This window comes from Microcystis wesenbergii FACHB-1317 (assembly GCF_014696875.1).
Taxonomy (GTDB): domain Bacteria; phylum Cyanobacteriota; class Cyanobacteriia; order Cyanobacteriales; family Microcystaceae; genus Microcystis; species Microcystis wesenbergii_A.
The window spans coordinates 19,532-34,919 of sequence record NZ_JACJQV010000156.1 but is presented as its reverse complement, the minus strand read 5'-3'; the positions used below and the strand labels follow the sequence as shown (position 1 = coordinate 34,919).

At 46.4% G+C, this 15,388-nt stretch carries 12 protein-coding genes; 6 read left to right on the top strand and 6 right to left on the bottom strand.

From position 1 onward, the window contains the following. Window positions 1–69 precede the first annotated feature (69 nt). Window positions 70–1,095 (top strand): phosphoribosylformylglycinamidine cyclo-ligase, encoded by a 1,026-nt coding sequence (gene purM, locus H6F92_RS13530; protein ID WP_190358367.1) that lies wholly within the window; start codon window positions 70–72, stop codon window positions 1,093–1,095. A gap of 21 nt (window positions 1,096–1,116) precedes the next feature. On the opposite strand, the gene cofH is transcribed toward purM, so the two are convergent. Then, on the bottom strand, window positions 1,117–2,253 hold the full coding sequence (cofH, locus tag H6F92_RS13525) for a 7,8-didemethyl-8-hydroxy-5-deazariboflavin synthase subunit CofH (RefSeq protein WP_190358300.1): 1,137 nt from the start codon (window positions 2,251–2,253) through the stop codon (window positions 1,117–1,119). A 137-nt stretch (window positions 2,254–2,390) separates the two neighbouring features. Beyond that, window positions 2,391–3,077, bottom strand: a complete 687-nt coding sequence (psb29, locus tag H6F92_RS13520) for a photosystem II biogenesis protein Psp29 (RefSeq protein WP_190358366.1) — start codon at window positions 3,075–3,077, stop codon at window positions 2,391–2,393. Between the two features lie 216 nt (window positions 3,078–3,293). On the opposite strand from psb29, the gene smpB reads away from it, so the two are divergent. Both smpB and H6F92_RS13510 read left to right on the top strand, forming a co-directional pair. Further along, complete coding sequence (gene smpB, locus H6F92_RS13515) at window positions 3,294–3,758, top strand: SsrA-binding protein SmpB (protein WP_004162719.1); 465 nt, start codon at window positions 3,294–3,296, stop codon at window positions 3,756–3,758. A 118-nt stretch (window positions 3,759–3,876) separates the two neighbouring features. Further along, the gene (locus H6F92_RS13510; protein ID WP_190358298.1) at window positions 3,877–4,425 is read left to right on the top strand and encodes a DUF2808 domain-containing protein; all 549 of its coding nucleotides are present in this window, start codon (window positions 3,877–3,879) and stop codon (window positions 4,423–4,425) included. A 259-nt stretch (window positions 4,426–4,684) separates the two neighbouring features. Here the strand turns inward: H6F92_RS13510 and H6F92_RS13505 are convergent, their stop codons facing one another. Then, complete coding sequence (locus H6F92_RS13505) at window positions 4,685–5,002, bottom strand: KGG domain-containing protein (RefSeq protein ID WP_190358297.1); 318 nt, start codon at window positions 5,000–5,002, stop codon at window positions 4,685–4,687. Between the two features lie 814 nt (window positions 5,003–5,816). On the opposite strand from H6F92_RS13505, the gene H6F92_RS13500 reads away from it, so the two are divergent. Next, on the top strand, window positions 5,817–6,998 hold the full coding sequence (locus H6F92_RS13500) for a cysteine desulfurase family protein (protein ID WP_190358295.1): 1,182 nt from the start codon (window positions 5,817–5,819) through the stop codon (window positions 6,996–6,998). Window positions 6,999–7,210: 212 nt separating this feature from the next. Here H6F92_RS13500 and pdhA read toward each other — a convergent pair whose 3' ends face one another. Next, entirely contained in the window at window positions 7,211–8,245 is a 1,035-nt protein-coding gene (gene pdhA, locus H6F92_RS13495) for a pyruvate dehydrogenase (acetyl-transferring) E1 component subunit alpha (RefSeq protein WP_190358292.1), read from the bottom strand. A 247-nt stretch (window positions 8,246–8,492) separates the two neighbouring features. Between pdhA and H6F92_RS13490 the strand changes: the two genes are divergently transcribed. Continuing rightward, on the top strand, window positions 8,493–10,745 hold the full coding sequence (locus tag H6F92_RS13490; protein ID WP_190358290.1) for an IMS domain-containing protein: 2,253 nt from the start codon (window positions 8,493–8,495) through the stop codon (window positions 10,743–10,745). Between the two features lie 326 nt (window positions 10,746–11,071). Here the strand turns inward: H6F92_RS13490 and H6F92_RS13485 are convergent, their stop codons facing one another. Beyond that, complete coding sequence (locus H6F92_RS13485) at window positions 11,072–11,818, bottom strand: SIMPL domain-containing protein (RefSeq protein WP_190358288.1); 747 nt, start codon at window positions 11,816–11,818, stop codon at window positions 11,072–11,074. A 995-nt stretch (window positions 11,819–12,813) separates the two neighbouring features. On the opposite strand from H6F92_RS13485, the gene ffh reads away from it, so the two are divergent. Continuing rightward, a complete protein-coding gene (ffh, locus tag H6F92_RS13480) occupies window positions 12,814–14,250 on the top strand; it encodes a signal recognition particle protein (protein WP_190358287.1) in 1,437 nt (478 codons plus the stop codon). 3 nt (window positions 14,251–14,253) lie between these two features. On the opposite strand, the gene thiL is transcribed toward ffh, so the two are convergent. Beyond that, window positions 14,254–15,222 carry a thiamine-phosphate kinase gene (gene thiL, locus H6F92_RS13475; protein ID WP_190358285.1) on the bottom strand — a complete coding sequence of 323 codons (969 nt, stop codon included), beginning with the start codon at window positions 15,220–15,222 and terminating at the stop codon, window positions 14,254–14,256. Window positions 15,223–15,388 lie beyond the last annotated feature (166 nt).

Sequence of the window (15,388 nt, the reverse complement as noted above, 5' to 3'; positions counted from 1 at the left end):
TCATAATTCATAATTCCCATGGGACCGAAATCTGGGTAAAATTTGAGAGATACAATCGGTCAATTGGGCATGGATTATAAAGAAGCGGGCGTGGATGTGGAAGCGGGACGCGCTTTTGTCGAGAAAATTCGCCAAAATGTGGAAAGTACCTTCCGTCCCGAAGTTATCGGCGGTTTAGGCGGTTTTGGGGGGTATTTTCAGTTACCTTCCGGTTATCAGCAACCGGTGTTAGTATCGGGAACTGATGGTGTAGGAACCAAGCTGAAAATTGCCCATAGTCTCAATTGTCATGATACGGTGGGAATTGACCTCGTGGCCATGTGCGTCAACGATGTCCTAACCTCTGGGGCTGAACCTTTATTTTTCTTGGATTATCTCGCCACCGGTAAACTGGAAGCGTCACAGTTAGCGGCGGTGGTATCGGGAATCGCTAGGGCCTGTCGTGATAGTGGTTGTACTCTTTTGGGAGGGGAAACGGCGGAGATGCCGGGGTTTTATTCGGCGGGAGAGTACGATTTGGCGGGTTTTTGCGTCGGTATTGTCGAAAAAAGTCAATTACTCGACGGCAGTAAGGTGCAAATCGGCGATGTGGCTATCGGTTTAGGCAGTAGTGGGGTTCACAGTAACGGTTTTAGTCTTGTTCGTAAGATTATCGACACCCAGGGCTTAAATTGGCAAGATTGCCCCGCAATTTTAGCCGGCTCTAGCTTAGGTGAAGTTTTGTTAACTCCCACTAGACTTTATGTTAAACCTGTGCTAGAACTGCTACGCTCTGGGTTAGATATTCACGCCATGGCCCACATTACTGGGGGTGGCATCCCGGAAAATTTGCCCCGCTGCTTGGGTAAAGGGCAGTCTGTGCGGATTTACCGCGAAAGTTGGCCAGTTTTGCCAATTTTTCACTGGTTAGCCCAGATGGGTTCGGTTAATCCCGAAGCCATGTTTAATACTTTCAATATGGGTATCGGTTTTGTGATCATTGTCCCATCAGATCTGGCGCAATTGACTATTAATCAACTACAATCCTCTGGGATTAATGCCTACCAAATCGGCGAAGTGATTGCCGGCAAGGGAGAGATTGTTGGGCTTGATTAAAGTTAGTTCAGCCAACCCTAGTTAATAGATTGTACCCCGTTGACGGGCGGGGCGATCGAGGGATTTAATCGCCGTTGCTAATTCCTCGACGGTCAAACAAGTGCCGCCCACAGCCCCAGCCATAGTGGTAATATGTTCTTCCATGAGAGTGCCACCGAGATCGTTGCAACCCCAGTTTAAGGCTTCTGTCGCCCCCTGTAAGCCCAATTTTACCCAACTGGGTTGATGATTTTTAATGCTATTGCCCAGATAAATCCGCGCCACTGCTGTTAATTTTAATGTATCGGCTAAAATTGGTTGATCTCGTCCGACTCGATTTCTCAGGGGTTTGGGGGCCGATTGTCCCACAAAAGGCAATAAAATAAATTCGGTGATTTTAGCCGGATAATTATTTTCTAGGGCGATTTCTTGCTGTTTTCTAATTTTTTCGAGGTGCTGCACCTGTTGGCTAGGGGTTTCAATATGACCGCAGAGCATGGTACTGGTGGTATGTAACCCCAAGCGATGAGCAATACCGACTATTTCTAACCAAGTGGCGGCATCGATTTTTTCTGGACAAATTACCCGTCTTACCTCATCCACCAACACCTCGGCAGCCGTCCCCGGCAGAGAATTGACTCCTGCTTCTTGCAGGGAAGCGATAACTTTTTCGTAACTTAAACCGTCTTCCCTAGCGATAAATTGGACTTCTTGGGGCGAAAAAGCGTGTAAATGCAGGTCAGGAAAAGCTTGTTTCAGGTTTTTAACAATTTCGAGGTAATAGTCTAAGGAATTGCCCTTAATCTTCGCTTTTGGGTTTAATCCTCCCTGCATACAAATTTCTGTGGCCCCACGATGGACAGCATCCGTCGCTTTAGCGATAATTTCCTCTAAATTAAGCCAGAAGGCCCCCTCTTCATTTTCATCGCGTCTGAATGCACAAAAACTGCAATGCTGCTCACAAATGTTACTAAAATTAATATTGCGATTGATAACGTAGGTGACGGTATCTCCTGCCTGTTGACGACGCAAAAAGTCGGCGGTTTCCCGAATCCGGGCAATTAAACGGTTATCGGTAGTTTCTAGCAAGATAATCGCTTCTTTTGCCGATAAATCCGCCCCTGACCGCGCTTTTGCCAAAATATCGGTTACGGGTGCGGTGATGGAGGAGTTAGTCACGGGAGATAAATATTAAGGGTTGCCGATCTTAATTTTAGAACGAGGTCAGAAGGAACAGTAAAGAAAGAGAGCCGATTTAATCCTTTTTCTGTTCCCTATTCCCTTGTCTGCACGCGGTAATTTCCGGTTGAGAGCCTTTATTGCGGGGTAGTTTGTTTTTCCTGTTCTTTTTGTTGACGTTTTTTCTTTTCTGCTTCTAGAGCATCTTCGATAACCTTGAGCAGCTGATCCATTTTATCGAGATTACCGCGATAAACATCGAGGTCTTTTTGCAGTTTCTCGCTGGAGAGATGCAGAATTTCTGAGAATTTTTGCAAAATTGGTTCGCGTTTTTCTTTTTCCTTGATCATGTCCGGTTGTGCTTCCGCTAAAATAGTATAAAGACCGATGGCAAACAGGCGACTATACTTAAACTTAGGCGCGTTGATAACCGAAACTAGACTATCAAACAACTGATTGTTAACACCCAGAGCAGGGTTTTGCAGTTGGGAGAGCAAGGAATCAATATTAGTTTCTTTGGCAATAGCGATCATATTTTCGGCATCGCGACGATAGACTTCGGAATTACCGTTAACCGCTTGGCACAAAGCATTAAAAATATTCGGTTTATCCTCCCCCGGACGATAGCCTTCCATGAACTTCTCGAAAGAAGTAACCACACCAAGGGCATAAATTGGATCATAATGGAAATCTACATTAACGGAGAGCAGGTGCATCTCGACTAATAATTCCTCAACCACGCGCCGATATACCGAATTGATGGGGCGGGTGTGGCGAGTATAAAAATCACGCTTACTATCGGAAACAGTACGAATTTTGTCCACAGAACCAAACTTCATAAAAATTTAACACTGCTCTCATTTTCCCCCTTCTCGTTCCCCCTGACAAGGCCGGTGATCACCAAAGAGCCACCAGCAGTCAGTCCAGAGAGAACAAAAGAGCGAGTAAGATATAAAGATAAGGACATGGAAAAATCGAGATAATTAGCCGATACTGCCTCTACCAATCGCTTTTTTACTTTTCACTTTTCACTTGACTATATGGCCAATCAAGACGACAAAATCAAAATTATCAGTGATAACCGGCAAGCACGCCATCTCTACGAGATTTTAGAGACTTTTGAAGCGGGGGTGCAGTTGCTGGGGACCGAGGTTAAATCCGTGCGTGCCGGTAAGGTAAACCTGCGGGATGGTTACGTTTTAGTCCGCAATGGTGAAGCGGTGTTAATTAATGTTCATATTTCCCCCTACGAACAGAGTAGCGAATATTTTAATCACGATCCGCGCCGGACGAGAAAATTGTTGATGCACAAAAAGGAAATCAGCAAACTCATCGGTCAAGTGGAACAGAAAGGCTTAACTCTTGTGCCTTTGAAGATGTATTTTAAAGGTAGTTGGGTAAAAATCAGCATTGGCCTCGGTAGAGGCAAGAAATTACACGATAAACGCGAAGATTTGAAACGTCGTCAGGATCAACGGGATATGGCACGAGCGATGAAGCGTTAACCAAGACACTTATCGGACTGGCAAAGGTCTAGGTAAGAAACGAGCGGGTTTTGTTACAGTTGAACTGTATTCGGCCCCTTGCGGCCATCACCATCTCCCTCACCTTGGGTTAAAATTTATGTTAAAAGTCTTGACAAAAGTAATTAAATATGCTAAGGCACCCGCTTTGATTGCTCTATCCTTAGCTGTGGGTGCGGGGATTATTTTACCAAAAATAACTTTAGCCAATGGCAACCCTGGACTAACAATTTTTAGTGGAGTCGATCGCAAGGATACCTTAGATTATTTCTTGCAATTTGGTGCTCGTCCCAAGCAAATGGATCGTTATAAACTCTATATCCCCGCGAAAAAACTCTCCCAAGGAGCTGCGGCTTTTTTTATTTCCTATCCTGATTATTTTAACGGCCAGTTTGACACCAATAAAATCGAGGTACGCATCAACAACAAATCTTTACCTTTAAAGGAAGTGGTTTGGGATAAGGATAGTCGCATTATTCAAATTGTCCCCGAACAAGCGATCGATCCGACCAGCAAAGTTGAAATCGTCATGTCTAATGTCAGAAATCCTGAATTAGGCACTTATTACTTTACCTGTGATGTGATTGCCTCTGGCAATATTCCCGTCCGTCTCTACGTCGGGACTTGGATTATCAGTATCGAACCCTAAGTAGGGTTTGCGGCAAAAAGTTTTTCGTGGGTGTGGGGTGTGGGGTGTGGGGTGTGGGGAGAATAAATAAAAATAATCCTCCTGACTCGGAGACTCCTGACTCGGAGACTCCTGCCCCCTGCCTTCGTTAACGGGGATGGGGAAATGGGGTAATTCAACTAAAACCCCAACACCCTAAAACCCTAACACCCTAAAACCCCAACACCCTAAAACCCCAACACCCCAAAACCCTCTCAGTCTGAGAAAAAGTCAACCAAAGTCAACTATTTGCCTCCGAGTTGCTAAAATCTGAGGAATTTTCACCTATAGACTCGTTGACTGGGGAATTTTCCCCGGAGTTTAAGTTTTTGCGACTGCCTTTGTGGGAATTTTTGCCTCCTTCCCGTCCGATGGCTGCCATGTGGGCGCGATCTCGGCTAACCGCTTCACCGCCTTTTCGTCCCGCTTCGCGAGCTTCTTCGGAGGTAAATTCGTGGGCTGTACCTTTTTGATGAGCAGCTTTACCACCTTTACTAGCGATTTCCCGTTGTTTAGCTTGATCCATAGAGGCAAAACCGCGTTTACTCTTACCTGTCATAATATACCTCCTGTGTGAATGCTGATTTTAAACGTTCTTAAAGACTTTTGCGAGATTTTTAAAAGCTCAAAATCATGGTCTTGTGGGTGGGCAAAAAATTGAGATTGCCCCGCTTTCCTCCTCTAAGAACTATGGATTCCTATCTAGGATCATAACTCATTAGCTTGACTTCTAGGGAACCAATTACAGCAATCAAAGGGCAGATTTTATGTTAAAAAATATTAAGGGAATCGAGCGGTTATCTGTCTAAAGATATAGAATTTATCTTAATGGTGAGGTACAAAGTTGGCCTTTTGGGAGAGTCGGTCTTCAGTGATCAGTGATCAGTTAAACCCCATCCACAGGGAAAACCGTAGTTTGGCTTTTTCGGCTACGATCCTTGCATAGCAAAACTTTAAAGGCTTAGTGGCTTTCCCGTGAAATTCCAGTTCTCTGGCTGGTTGCGGTTGATCAGCTTTTTTCTCCCTTCTCCCTGTTCACTGATTACTGATTACTGAAAAATCCCCACTTTCCACTGCCCACTTCCCTTACTGCATGAGGCTTCTCAGAAAAAATTGACAAGCCGCCACTGGGTACATTTTCCCCTTGAAAATGGCTGTATCGGAGAAGGGAGCGGGTTGTTAAAGTTGGATTGGCAGTTAATCATAATGATGAAAAACGGATTTGGTATCATAGATCATAACTACTCTAGAAGAGCCGAAAAAATTTACTTGGCAGATACAAAGTACCATCTTCGTAAATCGCCTTCAGTTTTTCCGTCATAACCATTAGCGGTAAGTTTACCTATCCTTCCTGATCCCCGCACGCGAAAAATATGTCTCAAAAGCCGATTTATCTAGATTGCCACGCCACGACACCGCTCGATCCGCAAGTTCTGGCGGCGATGTTGCCCTATTTTACCGAACACTTTGGTAATGCCAGTAGTATTAATCATGTCTATGGCTGGACAGCCGAGGCTGCGGTTAAACAGGCACGAGAAATAATCGCCGCTGCTATTAATAGTAGTCCCGAAGAAATTATTTTTACCAGTGGGGCAACGGAGGCCAATAACCTAGCTATCAAAGGGGTTGCCGAAGCTTATTTCGCCAAGGGACGCCACCTAGTTACGGTGGTGACAGAACATCGCGCCGTTTTAGATCCCTGTCATTATCTGGAAAAATTGGGTTTTGAGGTGACAATTTTACCCGTCGGTGCTGATGGACTAATTGACTTGGAACTACTAGAAAAATCTTTGCGTCCTGACACGATTTTGCTGTCAATTATGGCTGCTAATAACGAGATTGGGGTGATTCAACCTTTAGCGGCAATTGGGGCGATTTGTCGCCAGTATCAGGTACTTTTTCATACGGATGCGGCCCAAGCAATCGGGAAAATTCCCCTAGATGTGGAGGAAATGAATATAGATTTGATGTCCTTAACTGCCCACAAAGTCCACGGACCAAAGGGAATCGGTGCGCTGTACGTCCGGCGCCGGAACCCCAGAGTCCGTCTCGCCGCTCAAATTCAAGGGGGAGGCCAGGAAAAAGGATTGCGATCGGGTACGATATTTACACCGCAAATTGTTGGTTTTGCCAAGGCGGTGGAATTGGCTATCAAAGCGATCGAGGAAGATGCCAGCCACTTAAATCAGTTAAAAGCCCGTTTATGGGAGATTATCAGTCAATTAGACAGAATTTATCTCAATGGTCATCCTAGCCAAAGATTAGCCGGAAATTTGAATATTAGTATTGAAGGGGTGGACGGTGCGGCGTTATTGTTAGGATTACAGCCAATAGTGGCGCTTTCCTCCGGTTCTGCCTGTTCTTCTAGCCATACCGCCCCCTCTCACGTTTTAACTGCCTTGGGTCGCCCCGAATCTCTCGCCTATGCTTCCCTGCGCTTCGGGTTGAGTCGTTTTAATACTTTAGAAGAAATTGAACAGGTGGGGGAACAGGTGGTTTTAACGGTTAATTCCCTCCGCAAAGCCAAAAATTTTAATTTTTGCTCAGACCAGTAATATCAAATCCTCTTCTAATAAAATGAGTAAAGACGAGGAGATAAAATACCCAAGAAAGCGTGATTAGCCCAATATCTAAGTTCAAAGCCACTGAAAAATAGATACAGAACCAATCAAGATTTGGTGGAAAAAAGAAGATGGCACCTGTTGGGTCAAATATCTTGAGGAGGGACAATAACTGATCACCGATAACTGGTAACTGATCACTGAAATTACTCGTCTTCAGCGAAAATAAAGCGAGTTAGTTCACTAGGATCGGGTTCGGGACTAGATTCAGCAAATTTAACCGCTGCCTCGATTTCAGCTTGAATTTTCTCCTCGATTTCTTTTAATTCCTCTCTCGTGGCCAGCTCTCGCTCGTAGAGGTAGGCGGCAAAGCGAGTGATCGGATCTCTTTCGCCCCAGAATTGTTTCTCGTCAGCACTGCGTAACTCGTCCGGATCTGCTAGGGAGTGACCCCGGAAACGATAGGTTAACGCCTCTATTAAAGTCGGTCCCTCACCGGCGCGGGCGCGGGCCACGGCTTCTCTGGCGGCGGCATGAACGGCGACCACATCCATACCGTCCACTTCCACACCGACCATACTAAAAACACTGGCTTTTTTATAGATTTCCGGTTGGGAAGTGGCTCGATCGTGGGCCATACCGATCGCCCACTTATTATTTTCCACCACATAGATAATCGGCAACTTCCAGAGGGCGGCCATATTCAGACACTCAAAAAACTGGCCATTATTACTCGCCCCATCCCCAAAGAAACAAACCGTTACCTGATCGGCACTGGCATCAGCCATGGCTTCCCGACGGTATTTACTTTGAAAAGCCGCCCCGGTAGCGACGGGAATCCCCTCAGCCACAAAAGCGTAACCCCCTAAAAGCTTATGTTCGGCGGAAAACATGTGCATGGAGCCGCCCCGGCCTTTACTACAGCCGGTAGCTTTGCCAAATAACTCCGCCATTACCTCTTTGGCGGGAACTCCGGCACTGAGGGCGTGGACGTGATCGCGATAGGTGCTAGAAACGTAATCTTCTCCCTGACGCAAGGCTTTAATAATACCGCTAGATATCGCTTCTTGACCGTTGTAGAGATGGACAAAACCGAACATTTTGCCCCGATAATACATTTCGGCACATTTATCTTCAAACATCCGCCCCAAAACCATATCTTCGTATAGGCGAAGACCTTCAGCTTTGGTAATAATGATGGAAGCAGCATTAAAGGTTGGTAAAGTACGTTCGGAAATCATATGGTCTGTAGTATCATTTAGACAACAAAAAGGCAAGGGGAGAGGAAGCGGTAGATTTTTCGAGAATTCTGGCAGTGAATTTTTTAGTCTTAAACCAGGGAGTTCTTGGTATTTTCTCTCTCGAATCTAATCTTAGTCAGTCAGAGATTGGCTAGGATAGAATGGTATCTTGTTATTTTACTCGCTCCGCTCTCACTTACATCATTTAATTCACTAAGGACTCTCCAGAGTTGAGGTACAGCTAACCGTGCGAATTCCTCTTGACTACTACAGGATATTGGGAATCCCCTTTCAGGTGAGTGCCGAGCAGATTGATTTGGCCCACGCCGATCGGGGACGGCAATTGCCACGTCAAGAATACAGTCAAACAGCGATCATTGCCCGTCAGCACTTGTTAGATGAAGCTTACCAAGTGTTAAGTGCTGCGGATCGCCGTCGTGATTACGATACCCAATTGTTCGACTCCAATCCCCTGTTTCTCAACCCAGAAAGCAGCGCCGAAAACCTAGATTCTCAAGGTGGGGAGGTGGCGGCGGCCTCCTCAGAATATCTCACTTCCCAGATTACTATTGCCCCCGCCGATCTGGTGGGAGCTTTGCTCATCCTGCAAGAGTTGGGAGAATACGAGTTAGTGATTCGTTTGGCCGAAACTTATCTAGATTTAGAGCCAATTACTCGCCCAGACATGATCTTAACCTTGGCTTTGGCCTACGGGGAATTAAGTCGGGAATATTGGCAGGATAAAAATTATGAACAGGCGGCCAGCACTGCGGCCAAAGCCCTGACTTGGTTAGAAAAAGAACAAATGTTCCCGCAAGTGGCCAGGGAGATTCGCCATGATTGCGATCGCTTGCGTCCCTACCGGATTCTGGAATTGTTATCCCAAGAAAAAAAACCTAGTCTTGCCCGTCAGCGCGGCTTAAATCTCTTGGAGGAGATGTTGGCCGCTCGCGGTGGCATCGATGGCCCCGGTGATGATCGCTCTGGGTTAGGGGTGGATAATTTTTTACGCTTTATTCAACAGTTACGGGTTTATTTAACTCAGGCTGAACAGGAGAAAATTTGGGCAAAGGAGGCACAACGCCCCTCGGCGGTGGGTAATTATCTGCTGGTCTATGCCTTGATCGCCCGCGGTTTCGCCCAAAAACAACCCGCCGCTATTGTGGCAGCCAGCGAGCGCCTACAGCAATTACAAAAACATCAGGATGTCTCCCTAGAGCGATCGATCTGCGCCCTACTGCTCGGTCAAACCGAACAAGCAAGCACAATTTTAGAAAAAAGTCAAGAGCAAGAAATATTAAATTATATTAAGGAACAATCGGGGCAATCTCCCGATCTTTTACCTGGGTTATGTCGTTACGGTGAGCGTTGGTTACAAACAGAAGTTTTCTGCCATTTTAGTGATTTAGTCGAGGAGAAAGCCTCACTCAAAGAGTATTTTGCTGAGGAAGAGGTACAAAATTATTTAGAAGCATTGTCAGGTTTTCCTGACAAAAAAGTTCCCGTGCCGGTTCGAGAAAAGCCCAGGGAACCTTTAGAATCGGAAGTAAATATTCTCAAAACCCACACCCACCCCACCCATTTAAACCCAGTGCCAGGAGCGACACCGATGAGGGAATCCGCCTATTCTTCTTCCCACTCTCGTCCCCAAAAACCGTCTTTAGCTAGAGCTAAAGGTGAGCGGGCAAGCACTGCTGTACCTGCCCTGAGAGTCACCGCTCAGGAGGAAACTTTCACCCCCTATACTCAGGGCAGTGTGGTGGTGAAGGCAGCCGATCGTCAACCGGCACTTAATCCCCCCCGTCGTCGTCCTAGTCGCCCGCGCCCCCCAGCAGCGGGCAACTCCCGGCCGGCAGCCCTAGAAACGGCAAAAACTGCCGTAGTCGCACCGAAACGGAGGCGACCGGCCCGCAGAAAGCTGCGACTTGAGCGAGTGGCGATATTGGGAGTAGGATTAGTGGGAACGATTGCGGTTTTGTCCTTGGGTGTGAAGGCAATTGTCGATAGTCAATCTCCTTTGGCAGCCTTGCAAGGGGAACAGTTACCGATTTCTTTGCATACTCCCATACTAGAAGTTCCCTCGGCTAAGGCGGAAGCGCTGGACGGGATTCCCTTAGGCAAGGAAACAGCAACGGAGACGATTCAAGCTTGGTTAGCAGCAAAATCGGCTGCTTTTGGCAGTGAACACCAAAAAGAGCAATTGAAAGAGGTTTTAACGGGTTCGGCCTTAGAAATTTGGCAAAAACGAGCGGCGGCTTTACAGGGAAATAACTATTGGCGCTACGAGCATCAAGTGGATGTGCGCTCGGTTACTAATAATGCGAAAAATCCTAATTTAGCGACGGTGGAAGCGATAGTAAACGAAAAGGCGATGTATTTTCATAATGGCAAAGAAATTGTCAATCGTTCCTATAATGAGTCCTTGAACCTGCGCTATGATTTGGTACGGCAAGGAGATAAATGGTTGATCGAAAAAACCCAAGTTTTACGGCCCAACTAAACTTACTCAAACTTACTTAAAAGCCAGCAATGTTGAATCCGTAGATAAAACTTTACATACAAGCTGACTAGAACAGGTGTTCGCTTAGAGAGATTAAATTTCCCTTTTGCGATCAAATTAAGGGCTCTCTTGGGTTTGGTGGGTAAAATGTATTTCCATGATACAGTCCTGCCAGCGAGCGACTGGAACGAACCACAAAGACACGAAGGACACAAAGAGACAACTCAAACAGAGGTTCTCTGTTTGCTGAAATTACTCTCATGGTCAAGTCTAGACCTAGCACAGACGCTCCGCTGTTTGGACAGCAGTAAGGAGTGGGTTGTCATTCACTCGATCCCGAACGTCACCGAAACGACTGCGGTAATATCTTTGTCGATCGAGGAAGTGTCGTAAATTCCCGAATCGCTCACGTCGGTGGAATTGCGCGAGGTGATCTGAAAAACTCCCGTTTTTGCATCGCGCACCCTTCCCACCCGACTGCCGGTACTACTGGCGATCGCTTCGGCTCTGGCTCTGGCGTCCTTGGTCGCCGCGGCCACCATTTCCACCCGCAGCTTATCCAGTTGGGTGTAAAGGTATTGGGGGGGTTCGGAGACGAGGTTAATTCCCTCCTCGATCAATTCTGTTACCTGCCTAGAAAGTTCCGTGTAACGGGCCACATCGCTCCCTCGGATCTCGAAGCGTTGGGTGAGGCGATAGGCGAGAATTTGCCCAGTTTCCTGGCCGTTCGTTATTTCAGGAATCGGCATCGTCTCGATCGCGTTGGTGGTGATTGCCTCGTCGGGAACTTGTTTTTCTTTGAGATAAGCTCGTATCCGCTCGGTTTGCTGGATCAGATCGCGGTAGGCATCGCGGGCGGTGGGTTGTTGACTGGAAACCGATAAACGCCAGAGAATATAATCCGATGTAATCGGCCTTTTTGCCGAACCGGTCACGACAAAAACATCGCTGGCCTGTTTCACCGCCAAGATCGCTCGCGCCGCTATCCACGAACTGAAGACGAGAGCGATCGATAGCGCCGATAAACCCGCAAATACCTGCGGGAAACGTCGGAATATAGAACTGTCTTTCATCGTCACCCCTCCTGGAAATCCGATGTTTCTATCCTATGCTAGTAAGGAGCGCATTGAAACTATTATTTACAAAAATCAATTTTTCTCGCTTCAGGTCGATGGACTTTGACAGGGAAAATTATTCAGCCCTTACTGGATTTTTAGGGCAATGGTGACTTAATAAATCTGACCAGAAAACCGGCGGAGAAATTATGGTAATACTCAATCCTGTTGAAAAAGTATAGGAGAGTGGGGAGTGGGAAGAAGGAAGAGGATTTTTAAAGTTGGATTGGCATTTAAGTAGTTGGACAAAAGTAAAGTTAACTGTGGGGTAAGGAGTCGGTCGTCGGTCGTCAGTAAGAATTGCGGCAATTTACATTTCTTAAGATAGACAACAGAATTTATGTCTGACTACTTAATCATACTATTAAAAACCGATTTGCTAAGTAGTCGGACATAAGTTTTCGCTGCTGTATAAAGTTTTGTAAATAGGTTAGAAAGCTGTATGCAGCAGCGAAAACTGCCTATTTTACATTCCTTAACATAGTGTTGTTTATTTATGTTCGACTACTTATAACTCATCCTTGTTGATCGGTTGGGAAAGGATGTCAAAATCACCTAAACAATATTCGATTATTTGTCGAGCCTGGCGGTTACTTGAATCGCTTAAAAGCTTGGCTCTTTGTTTTCTTTGCCCCTCGAATAATTTCCTACTTTTATTTTCTATATACTCAACTTAATCGATTGATAAATTCTCGGACGGAAACCGTTTTTCCCTGTCATTTCTGTTTTTCCGTTCCCGAGAGAGACAGAGGAGGGAGATAAAGACAAAATTACAGCATTTCTCCGATAGATGAGGTGCGTTTTGGCCCCTGAAAACCTTGCCGAAGCCAGGTTTAATTTATACTTCAGCTTGACGAGAAACGCTGTAGTCAAAAGCTGACAGGGTAAGAGCGGGGGTCTTCAGCCCGACATTGAGATAAAATCGATCTAGTTAAAAATTTAATTCCGAAACTATGTTCGACGCACTGGCCGATCGCTTAGAAGACGCATGGAAAAAGTTACGAGGTCAAGATAAAATCTCCTCGGCCAACATACAAGATACCCTAAAAGAAGTCCGGCGGGCTTTACTGGAAGCAGATGTTAACCTACAGGTAGTCAAGGGATTTATTGCTGAGGTCGAGAAACAAGCCCTCGGCGCTGAAGTTATTTCCGGAGTTAATCCTGGCCAGCAATTTATCAAAATTGTCTATGATGAATTGGTCAAAATTATGGGGGAAAGTAACGTCCCCCTAGCTCAGGCCGATAAACCCCCCACCGTGATTTTAATGGCCGGGTTGCAAGGGACAGGAAAAACCACCGCCACCGCCAAATTAGCCCTATATCTCCGCAAACAGTCCAAAAGCTGCCTGATGGTGGCCACCGATGTTTACCGTCCGGCGGCCATTGACCAATTAATCACCCTCGGTAAACAGATAAATGTTCCCGTCTTCGAGATGGGTTCTCAGGCTAATCCCGTCGATATCGCCCGTCAAGGTGTGGAAAAAGCCAAAGAATTGGGCGTAGATACGGTTATCATCGACACCGCCGGTCGTTTGCAGATAGACACCCAGATGATGGGCGAACTAGCACAAATCAAGAAAATTGTCAAGCCCGACGACACTTTATTAGTGGTGGATGCGATGACCGGTCAGGAAGCGGCCAATCTCACCCACACTTTTCACCAACAAATCGGCATCACGGGGGCAATTCTCACCAAACTTGATGGCGATACTCGCGGTGGTGCGGCCTTATCAGTGCGGCAAATATCGGGACAACCGATTAAATTTGTTGGGGTTGGGGAAAAAGTAGAAGCTTTAGAGCCATTTTATCCCGATCGCCTGGCCAGTCGCATCCTCAATATGGGTGATGTCCTGACGCTAGTGGAAAAAGCTCAGGAACAGTTAGACCTAGAAGACGCGGCCAAAATGCAGGCCAAGATTTTAGAGGCTAAGTTTGATTTTAACGACTTCCTCAAACAGATGCGGCTGTTAAAAAATATGGGTTCCCTGGGGGGAGTCTTAAAGTTAATCCCCGGTCTAGGCAAACTGAGCGGGACAGACATCGAAAAGGGCGAAAAAGAGTTAAAACGCACGGAAGCGATGATTAATTCCATGACCACGGAGGAACGCGCTAACCCCGATTTATTGGCTAAGTCTCCTAATCGTCGTCGTCGCATTGCCAAAGGTTCGGGACATCCGGAAACAGAAGTGACCAAACTAATTGCTAATTTCACCAGAATGCGATCGATGATGCAACAGATGGGACGGGGACAAATGCCCGCTATGCCTGGGATGCCCGGGATGGGTGGCGGAATGTTTGGGGGTGGCAATCAACCGGGGTTCCGCGGTCAAGGTGGCAGCCCGAAAAAACCGAAGAAAATCAAGAAAAAGAAAGGTTTTGGCGATTTATAGAGGCTAAAAATGTTGAAATCCGGAGCTTAAACTGAGTTTTCTCCCGTCAGCTAATTTTATCTCTTTCCCCCGGACAATTTGACCGATTATCGCCCCCTCTTCCCCCACTTTCTCCAGCAATTCTCTGGCACTGTCCGGAGGCAAACACAAAACTAACTCAAAGTCTTCACCGCCGTATAAAGCCCATTCTAGAGCTTTTTCGGCTCCTACATATTCTTTCAGGGTTGGATGCAGGGGAATCCTCTCAATTTCGGCACCAACCCCACTACAGCGACAAATTTGGATGATAGCATCTGCTAATCCGTCACTGCTATCCATGCCGGCGATGGGAAATTGCTTGACAATTTTTTGTAAATGTGGTATGCAATCGAGTCTCGGTCGCGGGCGTTGATGGGCTTGGATTAATCGCTTTTTTTGGGAGGAATTTAAATTCCTCCCGGTTTCAGGGTGCAAGAGTAACTCTAATCCAGCCCGCGATAAACCGTGATAACCAGTAATAACGATGCTATCGCCAACTTTTGCGTTAAAACGTCTAATTTCTTCATTTTTTGCCACTTGTCCCATGGCAGTGATGCTGACGTTAATCTCCGTGGCCCGACAGACATCGCCACCAACGATCGCCGTCTGATATACTTGCAGACAAGAGCTAAGACCCCGATAGAGTCCTTCTAGCCAATCGAGGGCTAGATCGGGAGTTAAAGCCAATCCTACCGTAATTCCTAGGGGTTCTGCCCCCATAGCCGCTAAATCGGATAAATTAGCCGCCGCCCCTCGCCAGCCCACATCTTCGGGAGAGGTGGTAAGATCGCTAAAGTGGACGTTATTGACTAAAACATCAGTGGTGACAACGAGAGAGTAACCGTCTTTGAGGGATAAAATCGCCCCATCATCACCGATAATCTCCGCAGGACAATATTTTTGCAGAATCGGTAGCAATCCCTGTTCACCCAAGTCTTTAACGGTTAAATTCATAATTTCTGGGAATTGGGCTCTTCTCGACTTTGTGTGATAATTTTTGCTTATGTAAGGTTAAATGTTTACTGGGCAAGACTTTTAGGACTATTTTGTGGAAGAAACTATCAGTATAGACCTCGTTTCCACACAGAAACCAGAAGAGCCGGAATTGAACGATGCAGCT